Annotated in this window: 22 protein-coding genes and 1 tRNA gene; 8 read left to right on the plus strand and 15 right to left on the minus strand. The window is 53.5% G+C overall.

Annotated features, from left to right (window positions below; genetic code table 11):
- Window positions 1–147 precede the first annotated feature (147 nt).
- Complete coding sequence (locus CMUST_RS09430) at window positions 148–3573, plus strand: hypothetical protein (protein WP_047262298.1); 3426 nt, start codon at window positions 148–150, stop codon at window positions 3571–3573.
- Here CMUST_RS09430 and CMUST_RS09435 read toward each other — a convergent pair.
- Both CMUST_RS09435 and CMUST_RS09440 read right to left on the minus strand, forming a co-directional pair.
- Window positions 3570–4670 carry a hypothetical protein gene (locus CMUST_RS09435; protein ID WP_047262299.1) on the minus strand — a complete coding sequence of 367 codons (1101 nt, stop codon included), beginning with the start codon at window positions 4668–4670 and terminating at the stop codon, window positions 3570–3572. The two genes, CMUST_RS09430 and CMUST_RS09435, sit on opposite strands and share 4 nt — an antisense overlap.
- 15 nt (window positions 4671–4685) lie before the next feature.
- Window positions 4686–6653 (minus strand): hypothetical protein, encoded by a 1968-nt coding sequence (locus tag CMUST_RS09440; RefSeq protein WP_047262300.1) that lies wholly within the window; start codon window positions 6651–6653, stop codon window positions 4686–4688.
- A 293-nt stretch (window positions 6654–6946) separates the two neighbouring features.
- Between CMUST_RS09440 and CMUST_RS09445 the strand changes: the two genes are divergently transcribed.
- The 3 genes from CMUST_RS09445 (at window position 6947) to CMUST_RS16700 (ending at window position 8666) form a co-directional block, all read left to right on the plus strand.
- Complete coding sequence (locus tag CMUST_RS09445; protein ID WP_047262301.1) at window positions 6947–7306, plus strand: hypothetical protein; 360 nt, start codon at window positions 6947–6949, stop codon at window positions 7304–7306.
- Window positions 7303–8544, plus strand: a complete 1242-nt coding sequence (locus CMUST_RS09450) for a hypothetical protein (protein WP_047262302.1) — start codon at window positions 7303–7305, stop codon at window positions 8542–8544. Before CMUST_RS09445 ends, CMUST_RS09450 begins: the two co-directional genes overlap by 4 nt.
- A 34-nt stretch (window positions 8545–8578) precedes the next feature.
- Window positions 8579–8666 (plus strand) — tRNA-OTHER (locus tag CMUST_RS16700).
- Window positions 8667–8673: 7 nt separating this feature from the next.
- On the opposite strand, the gene CMUST_RS09455 is transcribed toward CMUST_RS16700, so the two are convergent.
- Both CMUST_RS09455 and CMUST_RS09460 read right to left on the minus strand, forming a co-directional pair.
- On the minus strand, window positions 8674–9072 hold the full coding sequence (locus CMUST_RS09455) for a hypothetical protein (protein ID WP_047262303.1): 399 nt from the start codon (window positions 9070–9072) through the stop codon (window positions 8674–8676).
- Window positions 9073–9179: 107 nt separating this feature from the next.
- On the minus strand, window positions 9180–9551 hold the full coding sequence (locus CMUST_RS09460; RefSeq protein ID WP_047262304.1) for a hypothetical protein: 372 nt from the start codon (window positions 9549–9551) through the stop codon (window positions 9180–9182).
- A 62-nt stretch (window positions 9552–9613) separates the two neighbouring features.
- Here CMUST_RS09460 and CMUST_RS09465 point away from each other — a divergent pair, with 62 nt between their 5' ends.
- Both CMUST_RS09465 and CMUST_RS09470 read left to right on the plus strand, forming a co-directional pair.
- Window positions 9614–11227: an ASCH domain-containing protein gene (locus CMUST_RS09465; RefSeq protein WP_047262305.1), complete on the plus strand. Its 1614-nt coding sequence runs from the start codon at window positions 9614–9616 to the stop codon at window positions 11225–11227.
- Window positions 11228–11488: 261 nt separating this feature from the next.
- Entirely contained in the window at window positions 11489–13246 is a 1758-nt protein-coding gene (locus CMUST_RS09470; protein ID WP_236690099.1) for a hypothetical protein, read from the plus strand.
- 170 nt (window positions 13247–13416) lie between these two features.
- Here the strand turns inward: CMUST_RS09470 and CMUST_RS09475 are convergent, their stop codons facing one another.
- From CMUST_RS09475 to rimM, 9 genes are all read right to left on the minus strand, one after another.
- Window positions 13417–14481, minus strand: coding sequence for a formylglycine-generating enzyme family protein (locus CMUST_RS09475; RefSeq protein ID WP_047262307.1), 1065 nt, complete (start codon window positions 14479–14481; stop codon window positions 13417–13419).
- Between the two features lie 83 nt (window positions 14482–14564).
- The gene (locus tag CMUST_RS09480) at window positions 14565–15086 is read right to left on the minus strand and encodes a methylated-DNA--[protein]-cysteine S-methyltransferase (RefSeq protein ID WP_047262308.1); all 522 of its coding nucleotides are present in this window, start codon (window positions 15084–15086) and stop codon (window positions 14565–14567) included.
- Window positions 15087–15126: 40 nt separating this feature from the next.
- Window positions 15127–15948 (minus strand): pantoate--beta-alanine ligase, encoded by an 822-nt coding sequence (panC, locus tag CMUST_RS09485; RefSeq protein ID WP_047262309.1) that lies wholly within the window; start codon window positions 15946–15948, stop codon window positions 15127–15129.
- A gap of 57 nt (window positions 15949–16005) precedes the next feature.
- Window positions 16006–18342 (minus strand): Tex family protein, encoded by a 2337-nt coding sequence (locus tag CMUST_RS09490; protein WP_047262310.1) that lies wholly within the window; start codon window positions 18340–18342, stop codon window positions 16006–16008.
- Window positions 18343–18755: 413 nt separating this feature from the next.
- Window positions 18756–19412: a CE1759 family FMN reductase gene (locus CMUST_RS09495; RefSeq protein WP_047262311.1), complete on the minus strand. Its 657-nt coding sequence runs from the start codon at window positions 19410–19412 to the stop codon at window positions 18756–18758.
- A gap of 31 nt (window positions 19413–19443) precedes the next feature.
- The gene (locus CMUST_RS09500) at window positions 19444–20571 is read right to left on the minus strand and encodes a CE1758 family FMN-dependent luciferase-like monooxygenase (protein ID WP_047263542.1); all 1128 of its coding nucleotides are present in this window, start codon (window positions 20569–20571) and stop codon (window positions 19444–19446) included.
- A gap of 124 nt (window positions 20572–20695) precedes the next feature.
- Window positions 20696–21061, minus strand: coding sequence for a hypothetical protein (locus CMUST_RS09505; protein WP_047262312.1), 366 nt, complete (start codon window positions 21059–21061; stop codon window positions 20696–20698).
- A 32-nt stretch (window positions 21062–21093) separates the two neighbouring features.
- The gene (gene trmD, locus CMUST_RS09510) at window positions 21094–21957 is read right to left on the minus strand and encodes a tRNA (guanosine(37)-N1)-methyltransferase TrmD (RefSeq protein WP_047262313.1); all 864 of its coding nucleotides are present in this window, start codon (window positions 21955–21957) and stop codon (window positions 21094–21096) included.
- A 5-nt stretch (window positions 21958–21962) separates the two neighbouring features.
- Window positions 21963–22466, minus strand: coding sequence for a ribosome maturation factor RimM (gene rimM / locus CMUST_RS09515; RefSeq protein WP_047262314.1), 504 nt, complete (start codon window positions 22464–22466; stop codon window positions 21963–21965).
- A 66-nt stretch (window positions 22467–22532) separates the two neighbouring features.
- Here rimM and CMUST_RS09520 point away from each other — a divergent pair, with 66 nt between their 5' ends.
- Window positions 22533–22946 carry a cupin domain-containing protein gene (locus CMUST_RS09520; RefSeq protein WP_047262315.1) on the plus strand — a complete coding sequence of 138 codons (414 nt, stop codon included), beginning with the start codon at window positions 22533–22535 and terminating at the stop codon, window positions 22944–22946.
- Window positions 22947–23076: 130 nt separating this feature from the next.
- Here CMUST_RS09520 and rpsP read toward each other — a convergent pair whose 3' ends face one another.
- Window positions 23077–23571, minus strand: a complete 495-nt coding sequence (gene rpsP / locus CMUST_RS09525) for a 30S ribosomal protein S16 (RefSeq protein ID WP_047262316.1) — start codon at window positions 23569–23571, stop codon at window positions 23077–23079.
- 248 nt (window positions 23572–23819) lie between these two features.
- Between rpsP and CMUST_RS09530 the strand changes: the two genes are divergently transcribed.
- Entirely contained in the window at window positions 23820–24869 is a 1050-nt protein-coding gene (locus CMUST_RS09530) for a YeiH family protein (RefSeq protein WP_052844626.1), read from the plus strand.
- Here CMUST_RS09530 and CMUST_RS09535 read toward each other — a convergent pair.
- Complete coding sequence (locus CMUST_RS09535; protein WP_047262317.1) at window positions 24861–26459, minus strand: alkaline phosphatase D family protein; 1599 nt, start codon at window positions 26457–26459, stop codon at window positions 24861–24863. The two genes, CMUST_RS09530 and CMUST_RS09535, sit on opposite strands and share 9 nt — an antisense overlap.
- Between the last annotated feature and the right edge of the window lie 193 nt (window positions 26460–26652).

Genomic DNA, 26652 nt, shown 5'->3' on the forward strand with positions numbered 1-26652 from the left:
GCCGAGTCCACAAATAACCACAAATGTGGAAAGTGTGAGAAATATTTCAAAACCATATTCCTACGAAGCGAAACTGTGTGCGATATCATGAGGCGCAACACGAAACAAAGATTCCCCTATTTCCTCTCGCACACTAAAGGAATTCCCGTGGCCAACCGCTACTTACCGCAAGCATTGGACCTGTACCATCAGTTCGGCTGGAAGGATGCCAAGCAGGAAGACCTTCCCGACCTTCCCATCGGCGACGCCGCGCAACAAAAACTTGCAGTCCAAGGATTAAAATCTGGCGACTGGGACAGCTTTGAGGCCACTGGTAGCCACGGCAGATACGTCTCCCTCCTTGGGGATGCCGATCAGAGTAGGTTAGCACTGTTTGGTTTGCGGTGCGGGATCACGGCACGGCGGTATGTTCAAATCAACCGCTTTATTCTGAACCGGGTTGCACACAAGGTACAAGCGGAATGCATTGCCCAACAAGGTGCCACATTTGTGCAGAGCTTCATGGCGGAGGTTGCCCGCGGAACTGTTAACGATGCGGACACCACCTTGTTTGTTGATGAGGAACACAACTTCACGTCCCTTCTCCTTGTCTCCGGCGACTGGGGCTTTGACGTTCCCCTGCCCGAGCACGTGAATTACCTACGCGTGTGGGCGATGGCAGCCTCGGCGGTAATGAATCTCGGCGTGGTCAAGCTCTTTGAAAAGCCCTATACGAATCCAGCTTCGTCCTTTGACGAGCTTAAAAATCGTTTGACCTGGGAAGAACTGGAACCACGTTTCTTGGAGCACCTCGAAGCGGCAGTGAACAATCAGGTCCCTATGTCTGGACCGCTAGGCCACGTGGTGGCTGAAGCTCTTCGACGCGGAATGATCACTCGCGCAACTGCGGTGAAGTGGGTTGTGGATGCTGTGGAATCGACAACCCGAACAGGTGCGCGACGCCGCATGGTGGAAATGTGTAAGAAGTTGGAAGTAACCGATGAGGAACTCCTTACACATGCCAACAGTCTCGCGGGCGCAGTTTCCGCCGGTGACGGGTGCTACCTTCATTATTTTGGGGTGCGGCTTATCGGGATAGTGCCCGACGAAAACCTCTGCGATGTCGCCTTACCGGGGTTGTATTCGACTGTGCTGAAAACGCAACGCATGGTGCTCAAACAGCTTGCGGAACGCCCAACACCTGCCTTAGATGTTTGCGAGGTTCTGCAACCACGGCTTATGGAACTTGCTGATGCCAAGGATCGGCAGGTGGCTCGCGCCGCGAACGGTGTTCTGACTGCGTGGGGTCTTGCGCCAGAACAAGGAAGCACCAATCTTCCAGCCACGGCGGATAATACTGCAACCGCTGGCTTGTGGCAGCCCACCCCAGCGTTGTGGGAGCTGGAAAGATTTGAGGTCCCAAAAGCTACTGTGGAGCAGATCACGCACAACGTCGCGTTGATCGAACGTGATGTGTACGACGTGCATGCCCTTGAACGGTTGCTTGCCCAGGTTGTTGAGTTAGCGATTCACGATGAGGGTGCCGCGAAACGCGCCTGCCGCAGCATCAGTTGGAGGTGGGGTTGGCTGGACTCTTTGTTTAGGTGGGCCAAGGATGAGCCTGCACCGCAGGGGGTGCGGAAAATCACGGACCCGTGGTCGGCCATCACCGAAGTAAGAGGCAACCTGATCATTAAGAATGTGGGCTCGTATCCGTGTGTTCTTTCCACGCCCTCCTTTGTGGATTGCAGTATTTCCCGCGAGGATTTCTTCGCCCGCCTTGATAGGTTCCAGGAAACGGGGCAGGCGGTTGCCGCACCCGATCTTGCGTTAGCGCTTTACCGCCTCGACCTCGACAGTTGCAATACGGACACGTTAGCCGATAGCGCCCGCAAGTACAGCGACCTCCCAATTCTCATATCCGCCGATCATAGGTCGAAGAAATCCGTGGGCGTGGTCATCACCGAATACCTCGCCTCACCAGTGGTTGAACCCCCACTTCACACTGGGCAGGGTTGGGCTAACGGGGAAAAGCGCACCCAGTGGGTTTCAAAACAACACCCCACCCCGCCAGCCTTCCTCACCCTTGGAATTCACAAGCAGCAGCTCACCCCGCATCGTCTGAGTGAAATGGCGATCATTCATCCCCGATGGGACGATGCCGCGTACACGGAAATGTCGTGGCATCGGCAGGCGGATCAGCAGTGGCTAAATGTGCTCGCCACGCACGCTGCCCGCCGTAAGAACCCGCTCACCCCTGCGATTGCGGTGAACCTGCTGGGGTGTGTTCGCCCCACGGCACGCAAAACGCCGTCCATCGTGGGTGAGTCGATCCGTCAGGCCTGGGATCGGGGTCTTCTGCACCCTGGTGTGGTTGATGCTGATCGCCTGGATTGGGTGATCGGCGGCACACACTTTAAGGGGTTGGCGCAGCCCCTGCTCGAACTCGCTTATGACGGTTTACTCTCGATTATCTGGCCGCTTTTCGACGCCCTACTCTACCGCGCTTCAACCATCGAGAAAGCCGTTCCCGGCGCATCCGACATTGCTGAAGCCATGGCCGAACTAGCACCACACGTGGCTGCAGCCCTGAAAGAAAACAACGCCCCCGAATGGGCAGCGGCGATTCCTGGGGCGCGGGCGTTTGCCGCAAAGAAAGGTGGGTCGAAGACGGTTCGGGCCGCAAAAGACATTGTGGCGGCATTGCCCGAATCCCCAGCTCATGATGATTCCCCACACCAAGCGGACGAGTTCAAACCAGCCCCTGCCGAAACTGTGACTACAAGAAAGTGGAAGCAGGCGACGGCCTGTTCCCGACTGGTAGATACACACGCGAAGCTTCACACGGTGGCGGCACGCTCGGTAGCTTCTTCCGGTTATGGGAAGAACCTGAGGTCCGCAGACCTGTGGCTGGTCAGCCCCGTGGAAACACCCGAAGGTGAAAAACTGTATATTCGCAGCCTCACTGATTTTTCGGATTTTCGGTTCAACGACACAATTTTTGTATCTACCGCTGAAAACCCAAAGCCCAGCTACCTTCAGGAGGAACCGTGGCAACTGTTTCACAGTGATGGTGCGTGGGCGGTGGCGCGGCGTCGACAAGCTCCTGGTGGTGGCCAGTTCCCCATCACCGACGTGGTGCTCACGGCAACACTTGTGTTCGCCACACACGACGACGCCGACGATGTGGCCGAGTTTCTCCTGCACGAACTTTCCAGAAACGAAGTTTCAAGTGGGGATATATCCCAGGTCATGCGGCGGCTGCTCCCGCAAGAGGGATTCAACCCGCATCGGTTATTCACCCTCGTGTCGGTCAACGCCGAGTTTCTGCCCTATCTGTGGCCGATCATCACAGAATCCATCGCGCACGCGGCACAGCTCATGCAGGCCGGTTCCGTTGCCCCCTCGTGGCTAAAGAAATCCCTCGGCTCAGCCATGAAGTACGTAAAGGAACTGAGCAAAGCCACAGACGAGGGGCTGGTCGACGATAGTTTTTGGGAGTCTGTGGCCGTGATCGCCACCTCCCAAGCCTCACCCGCGATCACAGATTTGGCGGAGAAAATCCTGAAACACCGCCAACCTCACAGCGGTTAGGGCGAGAAGTGCGCAGCGGACTGTAATGCCGATTCGGCAACTGACCGCAGTTGTGTGGTACACAACCTTTCTAGGAAGCTGCGCAACTCCCGCGTGGTGAGGAAATCAGGGTCGCTTGTGGGCCACGGGAAATCCTGGCCAATGGGTTGGAAAAGCCGTCGCTGCCACATGATCTCCAGCACTGGGATCATGTCGAAGTAGTCCGCCACCCCTGCACTGCACACCAAAATTTTCGCCTGGGCACGTGGCGATAGCGGCTGCGAGGATTCTGCAATCTGATTAAAAAGCGCCACCACATCCTCTTCGGTGCCAGAAATATCCTCAACGAAATCCGCGCTCCGCACCGGTATGGACACGTGAATTGCTTCCGCCCACAGCGGAAACATTGTCGGCTCGAAGGTGTGCTTGTAGGGTGCGTACTTCCCCACCCTGTCGGGTAGGCCCCGCAGCGAATGCGGGTGTTTAAGCCCCAGGTAGGGATTGTCCACGTCACGTTGCTGTTGATGCGGGTCGCACAAATATTCCGCAAGCACCGCACCCGCTAGGCGTTCGCATTCACGCCCAGTATCGAGCAGAATCGGCACCCCAATCTGGTAGCACTGCTCCACCAGACGGTCGCATAATTCTGTGCGGGTCGCTGCTTCACGCAGCCGTGTCAGCGCAAGAACGAAATCGGGTTCCAAGACTGGCAGTGTCCGCTCCTCATAAACTTTCAATCTGCGGAGCAGGTCGCTCAGACTCACACTTAGATCAGTGAAAGAGGGTTCAGACAGCAAAACAGGCACTGCGTCAAGGTGGCACAACACCGCCCTGGTGCGTGCTTCTACCACATCGTGGTCGCGTATCGCCCGGGTCCACGTCAGGGAATCATAAGCCCAGTCCATCCACTCCCACGGCAGGTGGAAAGGTGCCGTTTTCCGTACAGCATTTAATAGCCCTCCCGGATCGCGATGGTGCAGGGCTACGGTGTGGGCAAGAAACTGCTCAAACCCACAGTTTGATCCGTAAAGCGTGTGAAGATGATTTGCCGCCCAAGCAATGAGTGTCGCTGCCGAATCAGGTGGTGAACTGGGAAAAGGGCGCGTGTGGAGTGTCATAATAATCCACCCTCCCTACTTAATCGAAAGCTTCGATTGAAGCTCGCGGGCGCGACTCAACGCAACGCTTTTGCCACTATGCGCTGCAAGAACCCCAAGCGGTTCCCACTGTTGAGACGGTATTTTCCCTCGTCGTGTCGCCTCCGCCAAAACATCTACCTGGGCAAGCGCAACTTTGAGCACATCATTGACCCAACGCGGCAGGATGGGTTGCTGTGCTGCCCACGCCAGCGATTCCGTCACAACTGGCCACAACGTGGCGATACAAGTTGGGTTCTCCGCAATGAACCGCGCCACCCTTCCAGGGTTGAAAAGCTCGCATTCAAGAAGCTGCGCCATACTCGCTACCACCGCTTTCGGGCTGACGAGGGTCATGTCCAGGTAGGTCCGCAACGGACGACTGACAAATTCGAAGCTTTCCTTCGTGCACAGTTGCGCAAATGCGAGCGACAGGATTGTCACCGGCAGCACAGATTCGTCCATCGGAACGGTGCTTTTCTCTAACACCCACTCGCCAGCCCGCCACTTGGGATACATCTGAACTCTCGTTCCCCCTACGGTAAGTGGCACATCAAGCACCTGACATTGCCAGGCCAGTGGTGTGTTTGGTGTCGGATACCCAGAAGCTGGTTTCAGCAAAGTCGCAGACTGGTCGGGCAACGTCATCACCGCGGCAATATCTTCAACACCGAAGGTATCCTCAAGCCGCATCTCAATCCTCATACCATCCAGAACAGGTTTAAGCTGCTTCATTTTCAACTTGGGTGGTTGCCACACCTGAGCAAACTCTTCATCGCTCATCGGCGCCTCATACGTATCGGTATCGATTTCTATCGTTTTCCGTGTGGAAGGAGTTTTAGCTGGCGTGTTATCAATTGCCAGATCACAGCCCCAAAGCCGAAGAACCTTGTTCGCTCGTGACTTCACCCGTAAGTCCTGCGATCGGGCAAGCTCGGTCACTTGCGGGAGAAGCGCCGCCACGCAAGAATCCGGCAGATCCGTGCGGGATCCAAGCACTTCTAGGACTGCCCGTTGGGCTGTTTTGGTGGTGGCAGACAACGCACCGATGGCGACGTCGACAAGCAAAGACGCATTAACCGCACGCAACAGGCGAATACCGACCGTGCTCACCGCGCGGGAATCGGTCATGACCAGCATAGATAGCGCCTCACAATGGGAAGCTAACTCCTCATCCGTTGCACCCAGCTGGTTCAGCAGCAGATCAATGCAGAATTTCCGTTCTTTCGGACGCACCGCTGACACCGCGGCAGCCACAACCCACCCGATCGCCACAGCTCGGGAAAGTTTTCCTTCCGCCACCAGCACGGGCAACAAAAGCCCCAACGCCCCATAAACGGGCACGCCTGCTTCAACGGCTGGGCCGACGAAGCAAGTCGCACTAGCAAGGAAGTCTTCGCGGGTGGGCAACTCGTCCACCTCACCGTAGAAAGTTTCAATGCCCTCCGGCAGTTTCCCCACGCACACTCTGGCGGCGGCAATTGCCCAGTGTTGCAGGAAAACCTGGTCCTGCGGAACTGGAAGCCCCAACTCAGTGTGTACCACATGCAGCCGCACCGGCACGCTATGGCTTAGATGCCCCGTATGGAACCAACTACTGTCAGTTTGGTCGAATTGCGGCAGGTGCGCTAAAAAATCTTCCGCAAACTTGGGGCCACGTTCCGCTATGCATCGCGCCACGATTGCCCAGTCGCCGGACAAGGGCAACGCCACCGCACATCGCGCAGAAACACCCATTCGTATTGCGAAGAGGGAAAACATTGCCACATCGATCGGATACACCGATTTCCCTGCCTGCACCCCGCCAGGATGACGCTCAATGGGTGTCGCTTCCAGTGCTTTTACTACGAGTTCGCGTTGGTTCTCGTCACCGCAGTCGAGGATGGGGGCGGCGGATAAGGGCTGGTCAACCCACCCTAATTCTCGGAAAACCTTGACCGCTTCTTTCACAGTTGGCTCAAGCATCGGCCATGTTCACCCTTCCAGCTATTACGCAAATCGCTACCACTTTTGCACACAATCGCTGCAAGTGTATCCCAAACGATTCACGCATACGTGCGGTTTTCTTCACAATTAGAAAACTGCCACGCGAAGTTTTAGCTTGAGCTGGTACACACTTTTCTTGCTTGCTCCCCTTAATGCGATTGACGAATGAAAATGCTATTGAGCTGCCAATAGTCGTCGGCTACCTGGTTCCAACCATTTTCTTGTACAGAAATGACATTCATGCAGGTAAAGCCTTATGTATCTTAAGATGCATGGAATTTGAACAGCTTGGTTTGATCCATCACAATCCACAGCTACGCACGGCCAAGGAGCACGATGGGCTACTGAATGAGATTCGCGGGAACCAGTCCCTGGTCATTACGGCGCCGCGATCACGCACGCTTTCGCTCATGCGGGTGCGGGAGTTTAGGGAATTGCCTGCGAAAGATCGCCGGTTTGTGTTCTTTTTCGCCGACGGCTCGCCAGCGTGCGCGGTTGAGGTTGAGGATGTGGCGGTATCCAAGCTGGGTTCGTGTGAATCGCTCTTTGTGGGGCAGGTTCGTTGGGGCCGTGTAATGAAAAGTGGTGGGCGCACCCTGCTTTCCAGGAGCTGGGGTTTCCAGCGCGGATGAAGGATTCCACGCCCGTTTTATGCTCGACGGTGCGGGTTATTGATACGTTCGATGATTCCGTTACCTGCGATGATGATGATGCGCTTCGTCGGCTTTTTGCGGGGTTGTCGGATCGGCGCAATACCGAGGATGTGACCAGACTTTTGGTGGAAAGCGGTGTCCCCGCCCACCTGCGTGCACCTTTGTATGCTGAGTCTTTTTCGTTTTTCGATTTCCCCACGCTCCCTGAGCTTTCTTCGCTTATCGACGCCGCCAACCGGCATCTGCGCACCATTCCAGGTGCCCCTTCCCTTACATTCGAGTCTTACGCGCAGCTTAGCCAGGATGTTGCGGATACCTTGAGATTTCTCGATATGGAACCTGATGCGGGTTTTTCTTCCCGTTTTTCTCGCACCGATCTTGGGCAAAGGTTTCCTGAACTGAGTCCGCCTCATTATCGGCGCATTCTTCGGTGTTTGATTCAACTCGGCCAGAAGATTCAGCAGGCGCAACGAACGTGGGAGACTGAGCGATGCGCGTTGATGGGATTTGCTGGACTCGCCTACAGGGTAAGTGAGGAGGATTTCCTCGCCTGCGACAAGACGGCGCTTTTTGTGGCACTGTTTGTGAACAGACGTAAACAAATCGCCCACTACCAGTACTATTCTCTAACAGCCAGGCTGGAGCTTTCCACACTTGAGCAAGAGTTTTTAGCCCATGCTCTCGCCTCTGATGATTCTCGTCCTGATGTGCTGGCACACGTGCATTGTGGCCTTGATGTTGTAGCCCAGTTAAGTGATGTGCAGTTGGCGCAAATGATCGCGGTGTATTATGCGGAGCTTTCTTTCTTGGCTTCACGCCTTGAGTCGTTGCACACCAATGACTCGAACCGTGCAGCATGGAATGTGACGGCGAACGCGTGGAATGTGCTGTGGTTTCATTTCCTGCGTCTTCTTGCCGGGGCCGGCTTTGACCTTGAGAGCTCACACCGTTTTCTTGGCATGGTTCCACCGTGTGGGATTCCCACTGAGTGGCCAGTGTTTGCTCACATACCGAAGCCGTGGGAGGTTCTTCGGGACGAAAAACCGTGTTCTCCTGCGATTACCCGATCGGTGTGCACCGACAATGGTGTTGATCCCACACAGTCGTTGTGGGTTCCCAACCTTTCGGAGTTTGCCGCTGTGTCGCGCGACCACGAATCCGTTGTTTCATTGTTGAGTGGGATCAATCCGGCCTGCGCAACATTGTGTACGCAGTAGCGATGCTTCGTGGGCTAGAATGTGTCCAAGGTGGGAAGGTGTAGCTCAAAAAAGGCTTGTAGCTTTTAAGGTAGAGCGGCTGCAAAGCCGACTGGTTCTCGGTTCAAATCCGAGCGCCTTCCCACCCCGCTACTTTCCTGGTGGTAAATGCATGAGCGGGCCGTTGGGGACAAAATAGTGGTGAAACCCATCGACACACCAAGCATCAATGGTGAGAACCCCAAAGTTGGTGTGGATTTTCACCATCGAGTTTCGGTCGTTGACCTCGACTTTTTCCACCACTCCTAAGTCGATGGCATACAGTTCTGCGGGGTAGGGCCGATCGGATTCGCCATCCCATTCCAGATCAATTTCATCAACGAGCGAATATCCAATATCCCCATACCCCCAATCCAACCTGCAAATCGTTTTATCAGAGCAACGAAGCCACAAGGTTACGTAGGTAAAAATTATGGAGTTCTCGATGAGATACCCCTCGGTGGTGACACCATCTAAGTTCTTCCCCACTAAACCGTCAAGCAACGTCATGGGGACAATTATGTCAGAGCACCGGAACATGCACCTCCGCTTAGGCGAAAACTAGGGTTTGAGATCATTAAATTCTGTGACTATCCGGTCATCCATTTCAGGTGCCCTTATTCGTAGGGAACGAAATAGTAATGAAACCCTTCTAGGTTCCAGGCATCAACAGCGAATACTCCCTTGTTAGTGCGGATTTTAAGTTCCGCGTTATTTTCGGCAATCTCAACTTCCTCAATGTCGCCAAGTTCAATAGCGAAAACATCAGCAAAAGAGCACCCGACATCATCGACATCAAACTCATAAGAAATAGTTGACACTTCCGAATACTGTATGTCTGATTGACCCCAATCAAGGCGAATCGTAGGTCCGTCGAAAGTGAGTATCCACAAGGCAAAAGGAGCAGGGTGGAAATAATTATTTTCCATGTAGCCGGGTATCGCGACATTATCGAAAGTCTTCCCCACCAAACGGTCAAGCAAAGTCATGGGAAAATTATTTCAGAGAATTCAAACGTTCGGCGCCAGTTTTCCTTGTTAGCATCAGGAACATGGTGTTCTCCTTCCTCCTACCCACCAGAAGCGCCGATGAGTATGAGCCACTTGTCACAAGCATTCAGGATCATTCGGTTACTACACTGTTCTTCCCCAAACCTTCCAACAGTCCCCTGCAACTATTCCTGCGCACAGGGGAACTTTTTAGAAAGCAAGACGAACTTATTGTCCATGATTCTGCGGGGAATCCTGCCTGCGCTGTGAGAATCGAACGAGTATCGGCAGTGGCGTTCGATAAAATCACACCCGAGGACATCGCACGCACGTGGGGGCCGAAGGAAATTTCCGCGTGGCGGAACTGGGCACGGTCCTTGTGGCTCTCCTCAAGTTTTAGCAACCAGCCGTACCCTAACCACATTTCCGGCAGAACCACCATTATCAGGGTTGATTTCTCAAGCCACGATTGCTTTGCCGACGAAAGTCTCGACACCCTCTTTCACGGACTTAAAGACCATCTTTTCCTCCATGACGTCGTGAAAATCCTGGTGGAGAAGAAAACGCATTTCCCTCTCCACCTGCGACAATCGGCGCTAGAATTTCTTCCCTTCGCCCACCGCTACCTATTTAAACCTTTCTATCGCATCCCTGATCTTTCCCCTGCTCTTAGTCGTGTTGTGGAGCTTACCCGCACGACACCCAGGCTCCCCGCCCCACCTGACAGTGCGGAAAACCTCGCTGCTGTTCACGCGTGGGTTTCTACGTGCTTGTCTGCCTTAGGTGTCACCCTCACTGATGGCGGGGGCGTCGATTTTCAATCACGACTCACGCGAAGCCAACTCACAGAACACTTCCCCACTCTTCCTGTGCGCCACTATCGCAAGATTATTCGCTCGCTTATTCATTTACGGAATCGAATCTTTCGTACACAAGAAACCGCCGATTTCGTGCGCTGCACCATGCTTGAAAGGCATTTTCTCATGCGGTGCATCACGAAGGAAGAGTTTTTACACTCGTCAACAACCGCCCATTACGTGGCAATCCATGTTTCTGAGAGATACATCCCGGATAGCTTTTCCCGGACAGAGCTCGACCGTGTGCACCGGAGAATCGCCCCCAAGTTCGCGATCGAGGATCTGTTAGAACACGCGCTGGCTGATCCTCATGTCAATCTGGAAACCCTTGCCAAGGTGCACTGCTCCCCTAGGATCGTCCGGCTTCTCAGCGAGGAACAGGTAGCACACCTCCAACAGTTATGTTGGAGCGAATTGGTGTGGCTGGCCAATAGGTTGCAACGCTTGTGGAATCCTGCATGGGTGGAGCGAAGCATGAGACTTCACAGTGGCGACGATTCCTCCGCATGGAATGCCACGGCACGGGCCTGGAATCGATTGCGAGCAATGTGGTTAACGATTGTCACCAGTAGTGGCCAAACCCATCTTCTTGATACCTTGTGCTTTGGCAAAGTCATGCGACTGATTCCCGAATTTCCCATGATGGAAGAGTCACATGGCGACGTTTCCGTATTCCAGCGGCTTCCGCTGCCGTGGGAGGTCGTTCACGGAATAGCTACCTGCCCACGCTCAGAAGTACAAAGGGTGTGCGAAGAGATCGGGATTGACCCAGTTACTTCTGGCTGGACGAGCCCCAAACAGTATTCAGATTTGGTGTAACAGGAGATACAAGTATTGCTAGACTTTTGCGGAGGAAGAAGTAGCTCAAAGCCCTAGATATTAAGGCCTAGGCAGGTAGAGCGGTTTGGCGCTTTCGTCCCCGACTGGTTCCCGGTTCGAATCCTGGGCTTCTTCCATTTTTAATGATCGCTTGTGACAATTCCACCACCATAACGACTTTTTACGTCACCCACCCCTGCTACTATCACCACCATGATTTTCGAATATTTGGTGCCAAAACCTTTCGAAATAATGGGGGCTGTGCGGAGAGAACATGATCAACGAGTCCTTGATATTGCTGTGGGGGATGTAACCGCCCTGTTTTGCCCTAGAACGATCGGGCAGTGGACCATGCCTCTCGAATACTTTACGGGCAAGGATCCCTTGTATCGGTACCAGAGATACCAGCTTCTGCGCTATTCCGACAAAACGCCCGCCTGCACCGTAGCAATCCAAAGTATGTCGGTTATCTCCCTGAACCACGTAACCGAGGCGGACATTGCCGGGTCGGGTGGCCCTACTGATCTTGATAAGTGGCGCGAGTGGCTACGACAGTCGTGGGAATCCCCCATGAATGCCAAACTCCTGGGCCCAGTTGAGTGGTCTCCTGATTTATCCGTTATCAAGGTTGAACTCAAAGTGGTTGATGTTTTCGAGGAACCCTTTGTTCCGGATTGGCCCGTCATCAGTGAGGAAGAATCCTTGAACCTCCTCTTCCATGGGCTCCTTAAGCGCCCCACCCCGGCCATGGTAATGGAGACGATTCTTTACACCACACCCCCGCCTTCGCTTGAGCTGCGCATTATTGCCTTTGACTACCTCTCGCACGCACGGTCGTTGACGCGGATCGAGTTCGTCTCTGCTCCTGTTTTGTCCAAGCAACTGGCCACGGCACGTCGTATGGTCGAGAAAATCCCTGGCCTTCCTGTGGCCCCCACCCACGCCGACGCCGAAAAGCTGGTTACGTGGCTGGAAGACTGTTTTCAGGAACTCGGGATCGCGCAGATGAAGCCCACGCGGCGTCATCATTCGAAAACCGGACATCGGTCAGGGCCACGTACGGATATTCGACAACGGTGGAACCGCAAACAACTCGCTCAACACTTTCCTAACCTAAGTGTCAACCAGTACCGCAAAACAGTTCGCACCCTCATCCACCTGCATAAACGCGCACTCACTGCGCGTTCCGCCGCCGATTTGGCACGCTGCATCCGCTTGGGTAAAACGCGACTTGCTGCCCATATTGACCGTGACGCATTCGTACAATCCCCCTCCACTGCACAGTTTATCGCCTATTATCTTGCACAGGTGAAGTCACGTACTCGGTTCACCACTGGTACTCAGGATCGCCCGATGAACGAAACCGCAGAAAGTTTGCTGCAACGCGCTCTTGCCGACCCCACATTCAACCCCGAACTGGTGTCACTGGTGTACAACCCGCCACACATCATCGCCATGCTTGACGACGCCGCCAAACTCAAACTGCTTGACTTCTACTTCGCCGAGCTAACGTGGCTCGCCACTCAGCTCAAAAAACTGTGGAAGCCGCAATGGCGCGGTGAGAATATGGTGATGCGCAAAGGTGATGATTCTTCCGCATGGAACGCGGCAGCACGGGCCTGGGATCAGATGCGCACCGGCTGGCTCAGCATTATTGTTGGTGCAGGCTGGACCGATATTTTAAAAGAATTCTCTTTCGGCAAAGTCCCCTCCCTCGTCTCTGGCGATATTGCGTTTTTGCACCACCTGGAAGAAACCCACGAGACGCACCCCGATGTTCGGGTCTTTCACGAATTACCGTTGCCATGGGAGGTCGTGCTGGGTAATGCCGATTGCACTGACGAAATGGTGCGTACCGCCTGTCAGAAAGTAGGAATCGACCCGGATGCTAAAGGCTGGACAAGGCCTTATTCGCAGCCGGAGTTGGCGGTAACTTGCCCTACTTACGGCATTCTGAAGGGCCTTTCACCCGCAGCGAAAGTAACACGTTTAACAGGATGGTTTTCCAGAAAGGGGTAGCCAAGATTCCTAAAAACAGCGATCTTTGGTTAATGCGACTATCCAGCAAACCCCAGTGATTACCTGCTATAGCGTTTTTGCTGCTGGGAATAATGGGTGCAGTGTGCTGAGTATATGGGAGCACATGTGGGGTTCGTTGATCAGATCGCTTCTCTTCCAAGAAGTAAGCACTACTGTCCGCGAAATTTGATGCACCCGACAGCAAGCGGTTTGACGCGGCGATAAAGCTCATGCCCGACAAGTGCTTCGTTGGGATCAGGTGGGGTGTCCGAGAGGTAATCCATGAAGTACGGTGTCGCTGGGAAAAATCCCCAGGCAACGCCCGCACCGCCGCACAGTGCGTTTCCACCGTCACCGCCTTTGAGGGTGAAACTGTCGTCCTCGCTAACAAGCTCTGGGTGGTAGGGATCGGAGGCGATGGTGAGGCCGAAGAAGTTAGGCTCGGAAAGCACACCTTTGACCGCCGAGTCGGTATCGCGTGGCTGGTCATTGGAGTTGGTCGCGCTGGTTACCATGATGGAATCGAAGTCAATGCTATCGCCCCACGCGGCTAAGGTGGCACAGCCACCACCGGCAAGATATTCCCACTCCCGCATGGTCGGCAAAAAGAAACCCGCCGCCTCAATGCTAGCGTTGAGCTGTGCGAACGTGGGGGCGTCGAAAAGCTCAACCCGCCACGGTGCCTGCAGGTCGGTCCGCGACACCCGCATGTTTTGGTATGCGGTTACGGCAAGCACGTTATCGGCTTCCCCGGCGCGAATGAGTTCATGGGCGTATGAATCCGGCGGTAGGGTGTCGAGCGCGACTTCACGCCAGCAGGGATTCTGTGCGGTACGTTCCACAAGCATCGGCGGAATAGTACATTCTTGTTTGGGGGTCGTGTTTGCCAGGAAGGTCTGTGTTAGTTGGTTGCGAAAATCAGGAGAAAAGGCGGTGTCTAGTACCTCATCGTCGGTACCATCCTCGAAACTTTCAGCGAGATCAAGCCACATGTCTGGTTGTGGTTCTGATTTAAATCCGTCCCATCCCAGGGTGATGGTGGCGCCGGGTACGAATACGAATTCCGAGCCTTCAATGTCGAAGATTGCGGTGGAAATACCGCGTCCGAACCGGTTGAAGGTGGCATACCTACATGATTCCGCGTTGATTTCTGCGGCTATTTCGGTAAGTAGAGTTTCCCGTTCTGGTTGCGAAAGTAAGCTGTATTCAGGTTCGGTAAGGTCCGTTGGGTTCATGGGGTCTCGTTGTGTCTAAGGCTTGGTGCGTGTAACCTTGGGTTCCCACCGCACTATAGTGCCGTGGCGTGCTGTTTTTGTGGTTAATTGCCAGGGATTTTCAGACCGCTAAGATCGGCATTTTCATGCTTGAGCAACCAGAGTTTCGCGTCTGTTCCCGCCGCGTATCCGGTGAGGCTGCCCGCACTTCCGACCACCCGGTGGCATGGGATGATGATGGAAATGGGGTTGTGCCCAACCGCACCACCGACGGCTTGTGCACTCATGGGACTGTCGGATTTCGCCGCTAGTTGGGCAGCTATATCGCCGTAGGTTCGGTACTGGCCGTAGGGAATCTGGCACAGGATTTCCCATACGGCTTGGCGAAACCCACTGCCTTCTGGTTTTAAGGGCAGTTCGGTGATGTCTGGCTCTTCGCCTGCGAAATACCGGTCCAGCCACGTTATGGTTTGGCGTACCATAGGCGCGGTTGGATCGACGACGCTGCGCGGTGCGAGGGTGGCTTGATCGTATTTTTGTCCTTTTGCCCACACCCCACATACGTGGTTATCGGTGCAGGCAATGGTGTAGGTTCCTAGTGGTGCTAGGTATTCGGCGGTAAACATGGTGTGAAGATCACCTAATCCGGTTGAGTGCAATGTCGGTTTATGCCAATTCAATTGCCATATTATCGATCAATCGGGTTTCGCCGACCCGCGCCGCGATGAGCAGGCGGTTTTCTCCGGAAACTGGATCTGTAAGTTCTGGGCTTGTCACTGCCACGTAATCCACTACAATCTCGGGGTGCGCTGTCAGTGTTTCGGTTACCGCGCGTTGTACTGCGGCTGCGGTGTCGTGTTGGGCACCGGCGTGTAATGCGCGATAGATGGTTGGTGCTAATTGTGTCTGCTCTTTCGATAGGTACTGATTGCGGGAGCTTAACGCCAGACCGGAGTCTTCCCGTACGGTGGGGGCTGCGATTATGGTGATATTTAGGTTGAGGTCAGTCACCATCTGTTTTATTAGTAGTAGTTGTTGGTAGTCTTTCTCACCGAAAACGGCATGCGTTGCGCCGGTGATGTGGAACAGCTTGTGCACCACGGTGAGTACACCAGCGAAGTGGGTGGGGCGCGTTTTCCCCTCCAGGATGCTTCCTGCTGGGCCAGGATGGATGATGGTTCGTGGCCCGGCTGCATACATTTCGTTCGCTGTGGGGGCGAATACGTATGGCACGCCCGCTGTTTTCAGTTTTTCCACGTCCTTATCCAGGGTGCGCGGGTAGGCGTCGAGATCCTCCCCGGCGGCGAATTGCAGTGGGTTGACGAAGATGCTCACGATCACCATCGCATCGGGGATTTCCTGTGCTTTAGCCACCAGGCTTAGGTGTCCGGCGTGGAGTGCCCCCATGGTGGGTACCAGTACTACCGGGCCGTTGAAGTTTCGGGTGAGGGCTTGCAGCTCATCTATGGTGTGCACAACCTGTGTCATTGACGTCACGTTTCCTTTTGCGGATTATGGTTAGGGGACGTTTTTGCTTGTCGACGCTTAAAAACCGGCTCGTTTTAACGCATCCGCTAATGACCCGCCACTGGTGTCCCGGTTCTTGGTATTGCTGGTCCTACCGTTGTTAGTCCGCTGGCCCCGACCGTTGGCAGTGCGCTTATCGGCCCTGTCGCGCCTTGATCTGGTGCCACCTTGTGCGGCCCCACCTTTGTTCCCGCTGGGTTGGTTGGGCTCGTCGTCAAGCCGCATACTGAGGCTGATGCGGTTGCGGTCGACATCAACCTCTAGGACTTTCACTTTGACTACCTGGCCGGAGCGCACAAAGTCGTGGGGGTCGGAGACGAAGGTATTGGCAAGCGCTGAGACGTGAACCAGTCCGTCTTGGTGGACTCCGATGTCGACGAAAGCGCCGAAGGCAGCCACGTTGGTGACCGTGCCTTCTAAAATCATGCCGGGGTGAAGGTCAGTGATTTTCTCCACGCCTTCTTTGAAGGTGGCGGTAGTAAATTCCGGTCGGGGGTCCCGTCCCGGTTTGTCTAATTCTTTCAAAATGTCAGTGACGGTTGGCACACCGAATGTGTTGTCGGCAAAATCTTTCGCTTTAAGTGTGCTTAAGACGCGTGTGTTTCCAATCAGCTCGGCTACCCCTAGTCCGGTTGCTGACGCGATACGACGCACGACAGGATAGGCTTCGGGGTGAACTGCTGAGGCATCGAGAGGATCGGTGCCGCCTTGGATGCGTAGGAATCCAGCGCATTGTTCATAGGCTTTAGGCCCTAATCGAGGAACCTTTTTCAAACCGCTTCGGCTGTCAAAACAGCCGTGTTCGTCGCGGTAGGCAACAATGTTTTCTGCGATTGTGCCACTGATACCTGCAACCCGTGATAACAACGGGACCGAGGCGGTATTAAGGTCGACACCCACTGCGTTTACGGCGTCTTCAACCACCGCATCCAGAGTTTTAGCCAACGCCGTCTGGTTGACGTCATGTTGGTACTGTCCAACTCCGATGGCTTTGGGGTCGATTTTAACCAGTTCTGCTAGTGGGTCTTGCAGCCTACGCGCAATAGAGACTGCACCGCGCAGTGATACGTCCATATCGGGGAATTCTTTGGCGGCGATTTCGGAGGCTGAATAAACCGAAGCACCAGATTCACTGACCACCACCGGGGTTGGTTTTACCCCGCCTGCTTGGCCGATGAGTTTTGCAACTTCGTGGCTGAGCTTTTCGGTTTCGCGGCTCGCCGTGCCGTTGCCCACGGCGATGAGATCAACGCCGTGGGTGGCGCAGGCGGTGGCAAGTGCCTGCACTGCCTGGTTCCATTGGTTTTGTGGCTGGTGTGGGTACACGATCAAGGTGTCGAGTACTTTTCCGGTGCCGTCGATCACCGCACATTTCACGCCGTTTCGGTACCCAGGGTCAAGCCCGAGGGTGGCGCGTTGTCCTGCTGGTGCAGCCAAAAGCACGTCTTTGAGGTTGCGGGCGAATACGTCAAGCGCGCCTTCTTCTGCTTTTTCTTTCAACCGCATACGAACATCCAAACTGGAAGAAACATATAGTTTTGTTTTCCAACCCCACCGAACAGCATCGGCCAACCAGGCGCTTGATGTGTCGAGGTTAAAGTGTTCGGCGATGGTTCCGCAATAGACATCATCCTCACCTGCATCCAAGTGAAGTTGCAAAATGCCTTCTTTTTCGCCACGTAAAAGAGCGAGGATACGGTGAGACGGCAGGCTGTCAAACGGCTCAGCGAAGTCGAAGTAGTCCTTGAATTTAGCCCCTTCTGCTTCTTTACCTTCCACCACGCTGGCTCCCATGCTGCCGGTGGCATACATGCGTTCGCGTACCGTTCCTACTAGATCGGCATCGAGCGCGAACCGGTCGATGAGTATGGCACGTGCCCCTTCCAGCACTTTCTTTTCATCCTCAAAACCCGCAGTGCAATACTCGGAGGCCAGTTGTGCCGGGTCAGCTTCCGGAGTGCCGATGAGAGTATCGAGCAGCGGCTCAAGTCCTGCCTCACGGGCGGTGTCTGCTTTGGTTTTCCGCCGCTTCTTATAGGGCAGGTACAAGTCTTCGAGTCGTGCTTTCGTGTCGCATTCTTCAATCAATGCCCGCAAGTCATCGGTAAGTTTTCCTTGCTCTTCGATGGCAGCGAGGATAGTGTTTTTGCGTTCTGACAGTTCAGATAAATAAGTGGCGCGCTCTTCGATGGTGCGCAGTTGGGTATCGTCTAACCCACCGGTTACTTCTTTTCGGTAGCGAGCGATAAAAGGAACGGTATTACCTTCAGCCAGAAGTTTCAGGGCCGCATCCACTTGAGTTGCGGCGATCTGTAATTCCTGGGCAATGTGCTGTGCAATGCTGTCAGAACTCATTGCGTTGAGTTTAGTACTTAATTGCCCGAACCAGTTGATGCAGTGCGCACAACAACGCCTCACCTTGGTGCGCACCGTAAGAAATACTCCCCAACCTCGTAGTTTTTCTAAACCCAATTCATAAAGACGTCAAAGCTGAAATCGTAGGGGTTGGTCACAACAAAACTCCAGTTAAACGGGTAGCTGGCGTGAGCTTATGAGGGAAACTCGACCTTTTCATCGCTAAGTGGTTGGTTTCATGGTTTGGCAGAGGAATAAGTCGAGTTTGGGTTTTGGGTTAGGTAAGCGCACTGACCGCACTTATACAGCTGACTGATGGAAAAACTACGTAGGCACACGATAAACCCCCGACTCACTGTATTTTGTGAAACGGGGGTGAACATTATCCGAAGGATTATAACTAGCGGCGGCGCTTAGCTGTTGCCGTCGTGTCCTTGAAGCAAGTTCGAGAACGGCACTACGTCATCAGCAGACATTGAAGATGCTGTCGGTTTCTTGCGTTGGCTGAAGTTTTGGCTCAACCCTCCTACTGAGTCACCTTTTTCGACAAGATATGCGGCCAGTTGGCGGGCGGCTTTCGCGATGCGGCCATCTAGTTCCGATTCCGCGCCGAAATCGTCGGTAGCGGCAAAGACTGCGGTTGGCATAACGACGGCCTTGAGGTAAGCAAAAAGTGGACGCAAGGCGTATTCCAACACCAACGAATGCCTACCGGTTCCGGCAGTAGCTGCGATAATCACTGGTGTGTCGATCAGCGCTTCCAGATCCAACACGTCAATGAACATCTTGAACACACCGGCATAGCTGGCGCTGAACACGGGTGTTACCGCTATGAGTGCGTCTGCGGCTGCAACCTGGTCTAATGCTTCGCGTAGCTTCTCGGAGTACACGCCTGTGGCCATGACTGTTGCCAAGTCCATGACATAGTTATTGATGTCAATGTCAATAACATTCAGCCCCTCACCCCGGTTAGTCACTTCGGCGGTCACGGAACCGGAAATCTTTTGGCTCAACATTTTGGTTGTCGATGGCGTTGACAATCCAGCATTGAGAACAACAAGTTGTTTCATATCTAACTCCTACAACGACTACGGCTAGTTACTAGGCCTTAGCCTCTGCTTCGGCAGGCAAAACGAGACGGTGCGGGGAATCAGGACCAGCCTCAACCAGGCTTTGGTGTGATGGTGGATCCGAAGGTACATGCGCTGGACGACGCCGTTCAAACTCTTCACGCAGAACAGGAACGATCTGAGTACCAAGAATCTCGATTTGCTCCAACACAACCTGCTCCGGCAAGCCTGCGTGGTCGATGAGGAACATCAAGCGCTGGAAGTCGCCAACATGATCTGCGTAGCTTAGGTACCGGTCGATGATCTGCTCTGGGGTGCCGACGGTCAGCGGGGTCAAGGTGGAGAATTCCTCCAAGGATGGACCATGGCCATATACCGGAGCGTTATCGAAGTACGGCCGGAAAATCCGCTTAGCCTCAGCTTCAGTTTCGGCAGCGAAGAACTGGCCACCCAAGCCGACGATCGCTTGATCTGCTGCACCATGACCATAATGCTCGAAACGCTGACGATACAGGTTCACCATCTCTGCGGTGTGCTCAATATTCCAGAAGATATTGTTATGGAAGAACCCATCGCCGTAGTACGCTGCTTGTTCTGCGATTTCCTTGGAACGGATGGAGCCGTGCCATACGAATGGCGCAACGTTATCGAGCGGCCGAGGCACGCTGGTAAAGGATTGGAGTGGTGTGCGGAACTTGCCGCTCCAATCGACAACGTCTTCACGCCACAAGCGACGCACGAGGTGGTAATTCTCAACGGCTAATGGAATCGCGCTGCGAATATCCTTACCAAACCACGGATAAACTGGGCCGGTGTTACCGCGCCCTAACATAAGGTCGACCCGACCCCCGGTGAGGTGCTGAACATATGCGTAGTCTTCCGCAATACGCACCGGATCAGTGGTGGTAATAAGAGTGGTGGCGGTGGTAAATTGCAGCTTTTGCGTTTGCGCCGCAAGGTACGCCATTAGGATCGGCGGGTTAGCGGGTGCAATAAAAGGCGGATTGTGGTGCTGGCCAGTGCCAAATACATCTAAGCCAACCTCTTCTGCCTTTTTTGCGTATTTAACAGTTGAGAGAATGCGCTCATTCTCGGTAGGGATAGTGCCTGTAGTGGGATCTTGGGTTACATCACCGATTGTAAAAATTCCGAATTGCATAGGTACATCATAACCAGGTTTCGTTGACACGTCAACAATGCTGGTTAGGGCCTAAAAATGTCACTTTTTATAACACGATTTTACACTTAAAACCGCTGCGCCCACGTGGTGAAACTATCTTCAGTCACGACCGTTTGATCGAACACGTTGCCATCGAGCCGGGGTCAATAAAACCATCAACCGTGGTTCCGTACCACAGTGCATCATCAGGCAATAGCTTTACGACGACCGCGGTTGCGTCGACAAGCGAACGATCGCACCGGCCATGCACCACAATGCGATACACCGACTCCGCCACCGGAACCTTGCCTGTGCGTTGTTCATACTGCGCCACCAGCATATTATCCGGCTCACAGCTGAAATTTTCCTCCATGGAATACACGGCGACAACCTCAAACCCAGCCGGTGGCTTAGATTGAAGCTGGTCTTCAAACTGCTGTACCTGCGCTGGACTAAGCAAAACATGCACATCTACCGAAACATCATCCATGATTGATTCTCCTTATTACGACAATCATTCGCCTAGTCGGAATCCTCATAACCCAAAACCTCCCGATCAGCCTCTGATAACTCTACGTGCGCTAGAAGCTCTGGTCGCACCGCCTGTGTACGCAGCAAGGCTTGGTCCCTACGCCACCGATCGATCTTCGCATGATTCCCGGACAGCAACACCTCAGGCACCTCAAGGTCACGCCACACTCGGGGTTTGGTATAGCTTGGCCCCTCCAACAGCCCATGTGAAAAACTATCATCCTGATGGCTCAACGTATTGCCCAAAACACCGGGGATCAACCGAATCACCGCCTCGGCGATAACCAAAACTGCAACCTCGCCGCCAATTAAGACATAATCGCCGATGGACACCTCACGCACCCGATAATGCTTACGTGCATCATCGATAACTCTCTGGTCAATTCCTTCGTAACGACCACAGGCAAAAACGATGTGCTTTTCCCTACTCCACGACTGGGCATCACGCTGTTCAAACGGCTTTCCAGCTGGTGTCGGGATAAGCAATAGCGGCAATTCCTCGTCACCCCCCACACATGTCTGGTCACTATAGCCGGGATCATCGATGCCATTTTTCTCATCATGACGCGGCTTATTCACATGCATTGCCGCAGTCTGAAGCGCCTCAGCTGAAGCCACCGGACCAGTTTTTAGCCTAATATCGTCCAACGCAGCTCCCCACACGGTGGGCTTCATAACCATACCCGGCCCGCCACCGTAAGGAGAATCATCGACTGTCTTATGGACATCCGTTGCCCAATCGCGAAGATCATGCACACAGATCTCCACGATCCCTTGCTCAATCGCCTTGCCAACCAACGCATGCCGAAGAGGTTGTACATACTCTGGGAAAATAGTAACTATATCTAGCCGCATGATCGCTACAGTTCCAACAAACCGTCTGGTGGCATAATAGTTACCGTGCCAGCTTCAATATCAACATCTGGAACAATATCGAAAACAAACGGCACCAGTACCTCTTTACCGCTAAGAAGAGTCACCTGAAGTATCGTACCGGCAGGGCCAGACATAACGCCTGAAACCTCACCTATTTTTTCACCGTTTTCCAATACCACCAGCCCTTCAAGCTCATGGTCATAAAAAGCTTCCTCGTCTTCGGATTTCGGCAACGGTTCCGCCCAGAATTGGGTGCCACGTAATGAATCAGCCATGGTTCGATCGTCGACTTCCGCAAATTTCACGAGCAGCCGACCCTGATGTGGCCGGGTAGCCGCAATTGTGAGATGATGCAGTTTTTTTGCTTGCTTCCCGACGAGCACTTGCCCGACTTCGTAACGAATCTCGGGTTCATCCGTGGTCACCTCTACCACCACTTCGCCTTTGATTCCGTGGGATTTAATTACCCGACCGATCATTACTTCCATGGGCTTTTACTCTAGCAAAATCACAACCATATTCTTGAAAGTCGGATGATCGCTAGACTCTAAAACATGAGCATTCCCACCAACTCCCCCGACACCTTCGGCACCGCCACCTACTCCCCGGATACGGCAGCCGACCACACCATGACAATCGTTGATGCACTGGACATGGCCCCAAGCCCCAAAACCACTGGGCATCTACCAGCGGTACAGCGGATACTCCAAGGCGACGGCGCAAACCTAATCCTGTTTAGTTTTTCGCCTGGCCAGTATCTCGCCGAACATAAAGCAGCCCATCCCATCACAGTGCAATGCATTGCGGGAACCTTAACCTTTGGTTGCAACGACCAAACTATCGAACTGACCCCCGGCAGAATAATCCACCTCAACGCTCATGTTATCCATCGTGTCGATTGCCCCTCCGATTCCAGCGCAGAAGAAAATATCCTGCTTCTCACAATGCTTACCGGTGAGCGGCAGTAACAGCTTTTCAAAAACGTGGCGACTGTACTGATTTCGTCTTAACTCCGAGATACCTGCATCAGTTAGAAAAACAAATAAGGTATCTAGTAGATCAACTCCACTAGATACCTTGACATTTATTTAGGCGATCTTATTCCGCAGCAGTTTCCTCGTTAGCCTCGGCAGACTCTGCCTCAGATTCAGCTTCTGCCTCAGCTGCCTTTTCTTTCTCGGCGGCCTTTGCAGCAGCTTCTTCTTTAGCCTTACGCTTCTTTTCGGTGATTGCCTCAGCGGTTGGACCTTCGTTAGCCTCAGCCAATGCCTGGTTGAACAGCTCCAGCTTGGAAGGCTTGGGCTCGGCAACCTTAAGGGTGCCCTCAGCGCCTGGCAGCCCCTTAAACTTCTGCCAATCACCGGTGATCTTCAGCAGAGCAAGCACTGGTTCGGTTGGTTGTGCACCAACACCAAGCCAGTACTGTGCGCGCTCGGAATCAATCCGAATCAACGAAGGCTCTTCTTTTGGCTGGTAAATGCCAATGTTTTCGATTACCTTGCCATCACGACGGGTACGGGCATCTGCAATAACCACGCGGTACTGTGGGGTACGGATTTTACCCATACGCTGCAATTTAATTTTTACTGCCATTATGAGGCTCCTTGTAGTCACTGGGCAGTTCGGACACCACATGCTTTTCATGCGGCCGGTTCAACCCTTTTGGTAATAACTGCGATGTGACATACCGGTCGACCGGAGTCGGTGACGGTGTAATCGCAGGCAAAGATAGTGTTGCCCTAAAGCAACCTCCAAGATCCTAGTTCACAGCGCTAGACGAGGTCAATTTGCTTCGCGCTTTTAACACTGCCATGTGCCCTAATTCACTACACTAAGAAACCGTGAATGGTAATCGGCAATGGTCTTTTCATAAAATACGGTCGAATGTAACCGACGGCAGCTTGAGCCGTTGGGTTGATGTGATTTCACCTGTAATTCCCGGCCTTGCATTGTGCACCGGTTTGGCGGCTGTTACCGCGATTATTCACCTCGTTACACTTCACTTTGTAGGAAGCTCTTCGTTACTACTTATCGCCATACTGGTCGGCTGCGTCACTGGAAATATCTGGCGACTGCCAGCTACTTTCACCACCGGGGTACGGTTTTGCGCTTCTCCCCTGCTCAAGGCTGGCGTGGCACTTTTGGGACTAAGCATTTCACTTTCGGCAATTGCGCAGTTGGGGTGGCAGGCGTTGATCGTGATTGCGGTGGTGGTTGCTGGCGGATTCAGCGCAGCTGTACTCGGTGGAAAGCTGTTAGGTTTGGCCCCAAGTCAGTCACTTTTGATTGGGGCCGGTTGCTCTATTTGTGGCGCATCCGCGATTGCAGCAACTTATTCAGTGTTAGGTTCTAAACGACACCACGAATCAGCGACCGCCATCGCCGTTATCACTGTGTTTGGCACCATAATGATTGCCCTTGCCCCCACCATGGTTACCGGTTGGGATCCGACAGCAGCAGGCCTTTTCATCGGGGCTACCACCCATGAGGTCAGTCAAACCGTTGCCGCTGGCAGTATCGCAGGAGCTGCCATTTTGCCAATAGCGGTAGCAACAAAACTAGGTCGAGTACTATTGCTCGCACCCGCCGTAATCATCATCGGTGTAATTCAAGGCGGCACACATCGCAATTACAGGCGGTTAGTGCCTGGTTTTTTGGTGGTCTTTATCATTCTCGTTTTATGCCGTTCGGTTATGCACATCCCGGAGCCTGTAATCGACGCAGTCGACATCCTACGGACGGTGATTTTTTCTCTGGCAATGGTGGCTCAAGGTTTACATGTCACATGGCCTACGGTGCGCCATTCAGGACTGCGCCCTGTGATTTTAGGATTGTTGGTAACAGCGGTGGTGATTGCGCTTGGGTGGGGTGGGGCGTGGCTTCTAGCGTAACTGGGTGCCGTCGTAACGCAATGTGTGTGCGACGAAAACTTCCGATTCAGCTACAGCCTTGTCAGCCACCCGCAACCACATCATGTCAACTCCATCAACTGTGACGGTAGCAATGGAATAGCCATGAGCATCAAGTTCAATGTGACGCACATGGGAATTGGCAGCACGAATCTGGGTTGCCGAATGCTGCGAAATTGGGTTGTTTTCATGCAGTTTTAGCATGTCATCGACATTTGGGGCGCTAATCGATGTACACACCAACTCAGCTGCAACTAGTCGATCCTTATGCATGATTTCGTTTCCCCATTCCGAGTGAATGTCACCGGTGAAAAACACCGTGTGCCCGCCCGCATCAGCGAGAATCTCTAGGAGCCGATCACGGTCATTGACGTATCCATCCCATTGGTCACTGAGCACAGGTGTTGTGATGGGGCTTCCGATCATCTCCTGCAACGCCGATTGAACCTGATACGGGAGTGCGATTATATCCATCTTGGCCAGCATCACGGAGTTTCCTATAAGCCGCCAGTTTGTTGTGGAATTTTCCACTTGCTTTGTAAGCCACGAAAATTGCTCTTCACCCACGACATCTGGGCTGCGGTTGGCTTTTAAAAGTTGCAGCGTCCCTGGTGCCGCCCGGTAGGTCCGCAAATCAAGCATCACCAGTTCTGCTAGTGTTCCGAATTGCAGTCTGCGGTACAAGTGCCCACCCTGCGACGGGTTTGTGGCCCGCAGCGGTTGCCATTCGAAATACGCTTGCATCGCTGCTTTTCGACGTTGATCCCACGGCCCCTCCGACGGATCGTGATTTTCGGCACCCCCGGCATAAGCATTATTGGCAATTTCATGGTCGTCCCACGTTACTACCCACGGAACAGCCGCATGTGCGGCCTGAAGATGTGGGTCCGTACGATAGGTGCCATACCGCAATCGATAATCGGCAAGGGTAACCGTCTCCCATTCGGGCTGGTGGGTACGTAGCGGGCCTAATTTTCCTGATTTTTCACCCGTCCCATATTCATAAATGTAGTCCCCTAAATGTACTACCACGTCTAACTCGCCACGCTGAGCACGCTCAGCAATATCGCGATAGGCAGCAAAGAATCCAGACTCCCAACTTGCACAAGAAGCAATGGCACACCGAAACTGGTCCACTTTACTAGTTGGTGCTGGGGTGGTCTGAGTTCTTCCCACAGGTGATATCTGGCCTAAAGCCCGGAATCGGTAGTAATACACCGTTGCAGGCTTAAGCCCGTACGGATCAATATGCACAGTGTGATCTGTTTCAACACTGGTGGCTGTTAACCCCTGCGCGACAATCGTCGAAAAGCTTGGGTCAGGTGCAATCTCCCAATGCACGTCAACGTTTTCTCCGCGTCCAGATCCGGGCAGGGCATCCGGGGTAGGAGTAACCCGTGTCCACAAAATCACGCTAGTAGCCAGTGGGTCTCCCGAAGCCACCCCGTGTTGAAATACTTGGTGCCCGGATGGTGACTGCGCCAAAGTGATATTCGCTTGGTTAGCAAACCACGCAGTTGTTCCAGCCGCAACAGCTGTCCGAATGAACGTACGCCTTGATACATTACCCATAACCCGATTGTCAGTACCGAGTGGGACATGTTTCAAGCAAAATTAACGATCACTCATCTTCTCTCATTTTCTACTGACAATATTTTTCGGCTTTGCCTCAACGTGAGAACACCGCACAGGCGTAGAGCTTTTCGACACAAATACTAGCCAGAACCCACCTATTAGCCTTAAAACAAATGAAAAAAGTTTAAGC

It is taken from the genome of Corynebacterium mustelae (genome assembly GCF_001020985.1).
Lineage (GTDB): Bacteria > Actinomycetota > Actinomycetes > Mycobacteriales > Mycobacteriaceae > Corynebacterium > Corynebacterium mustelae.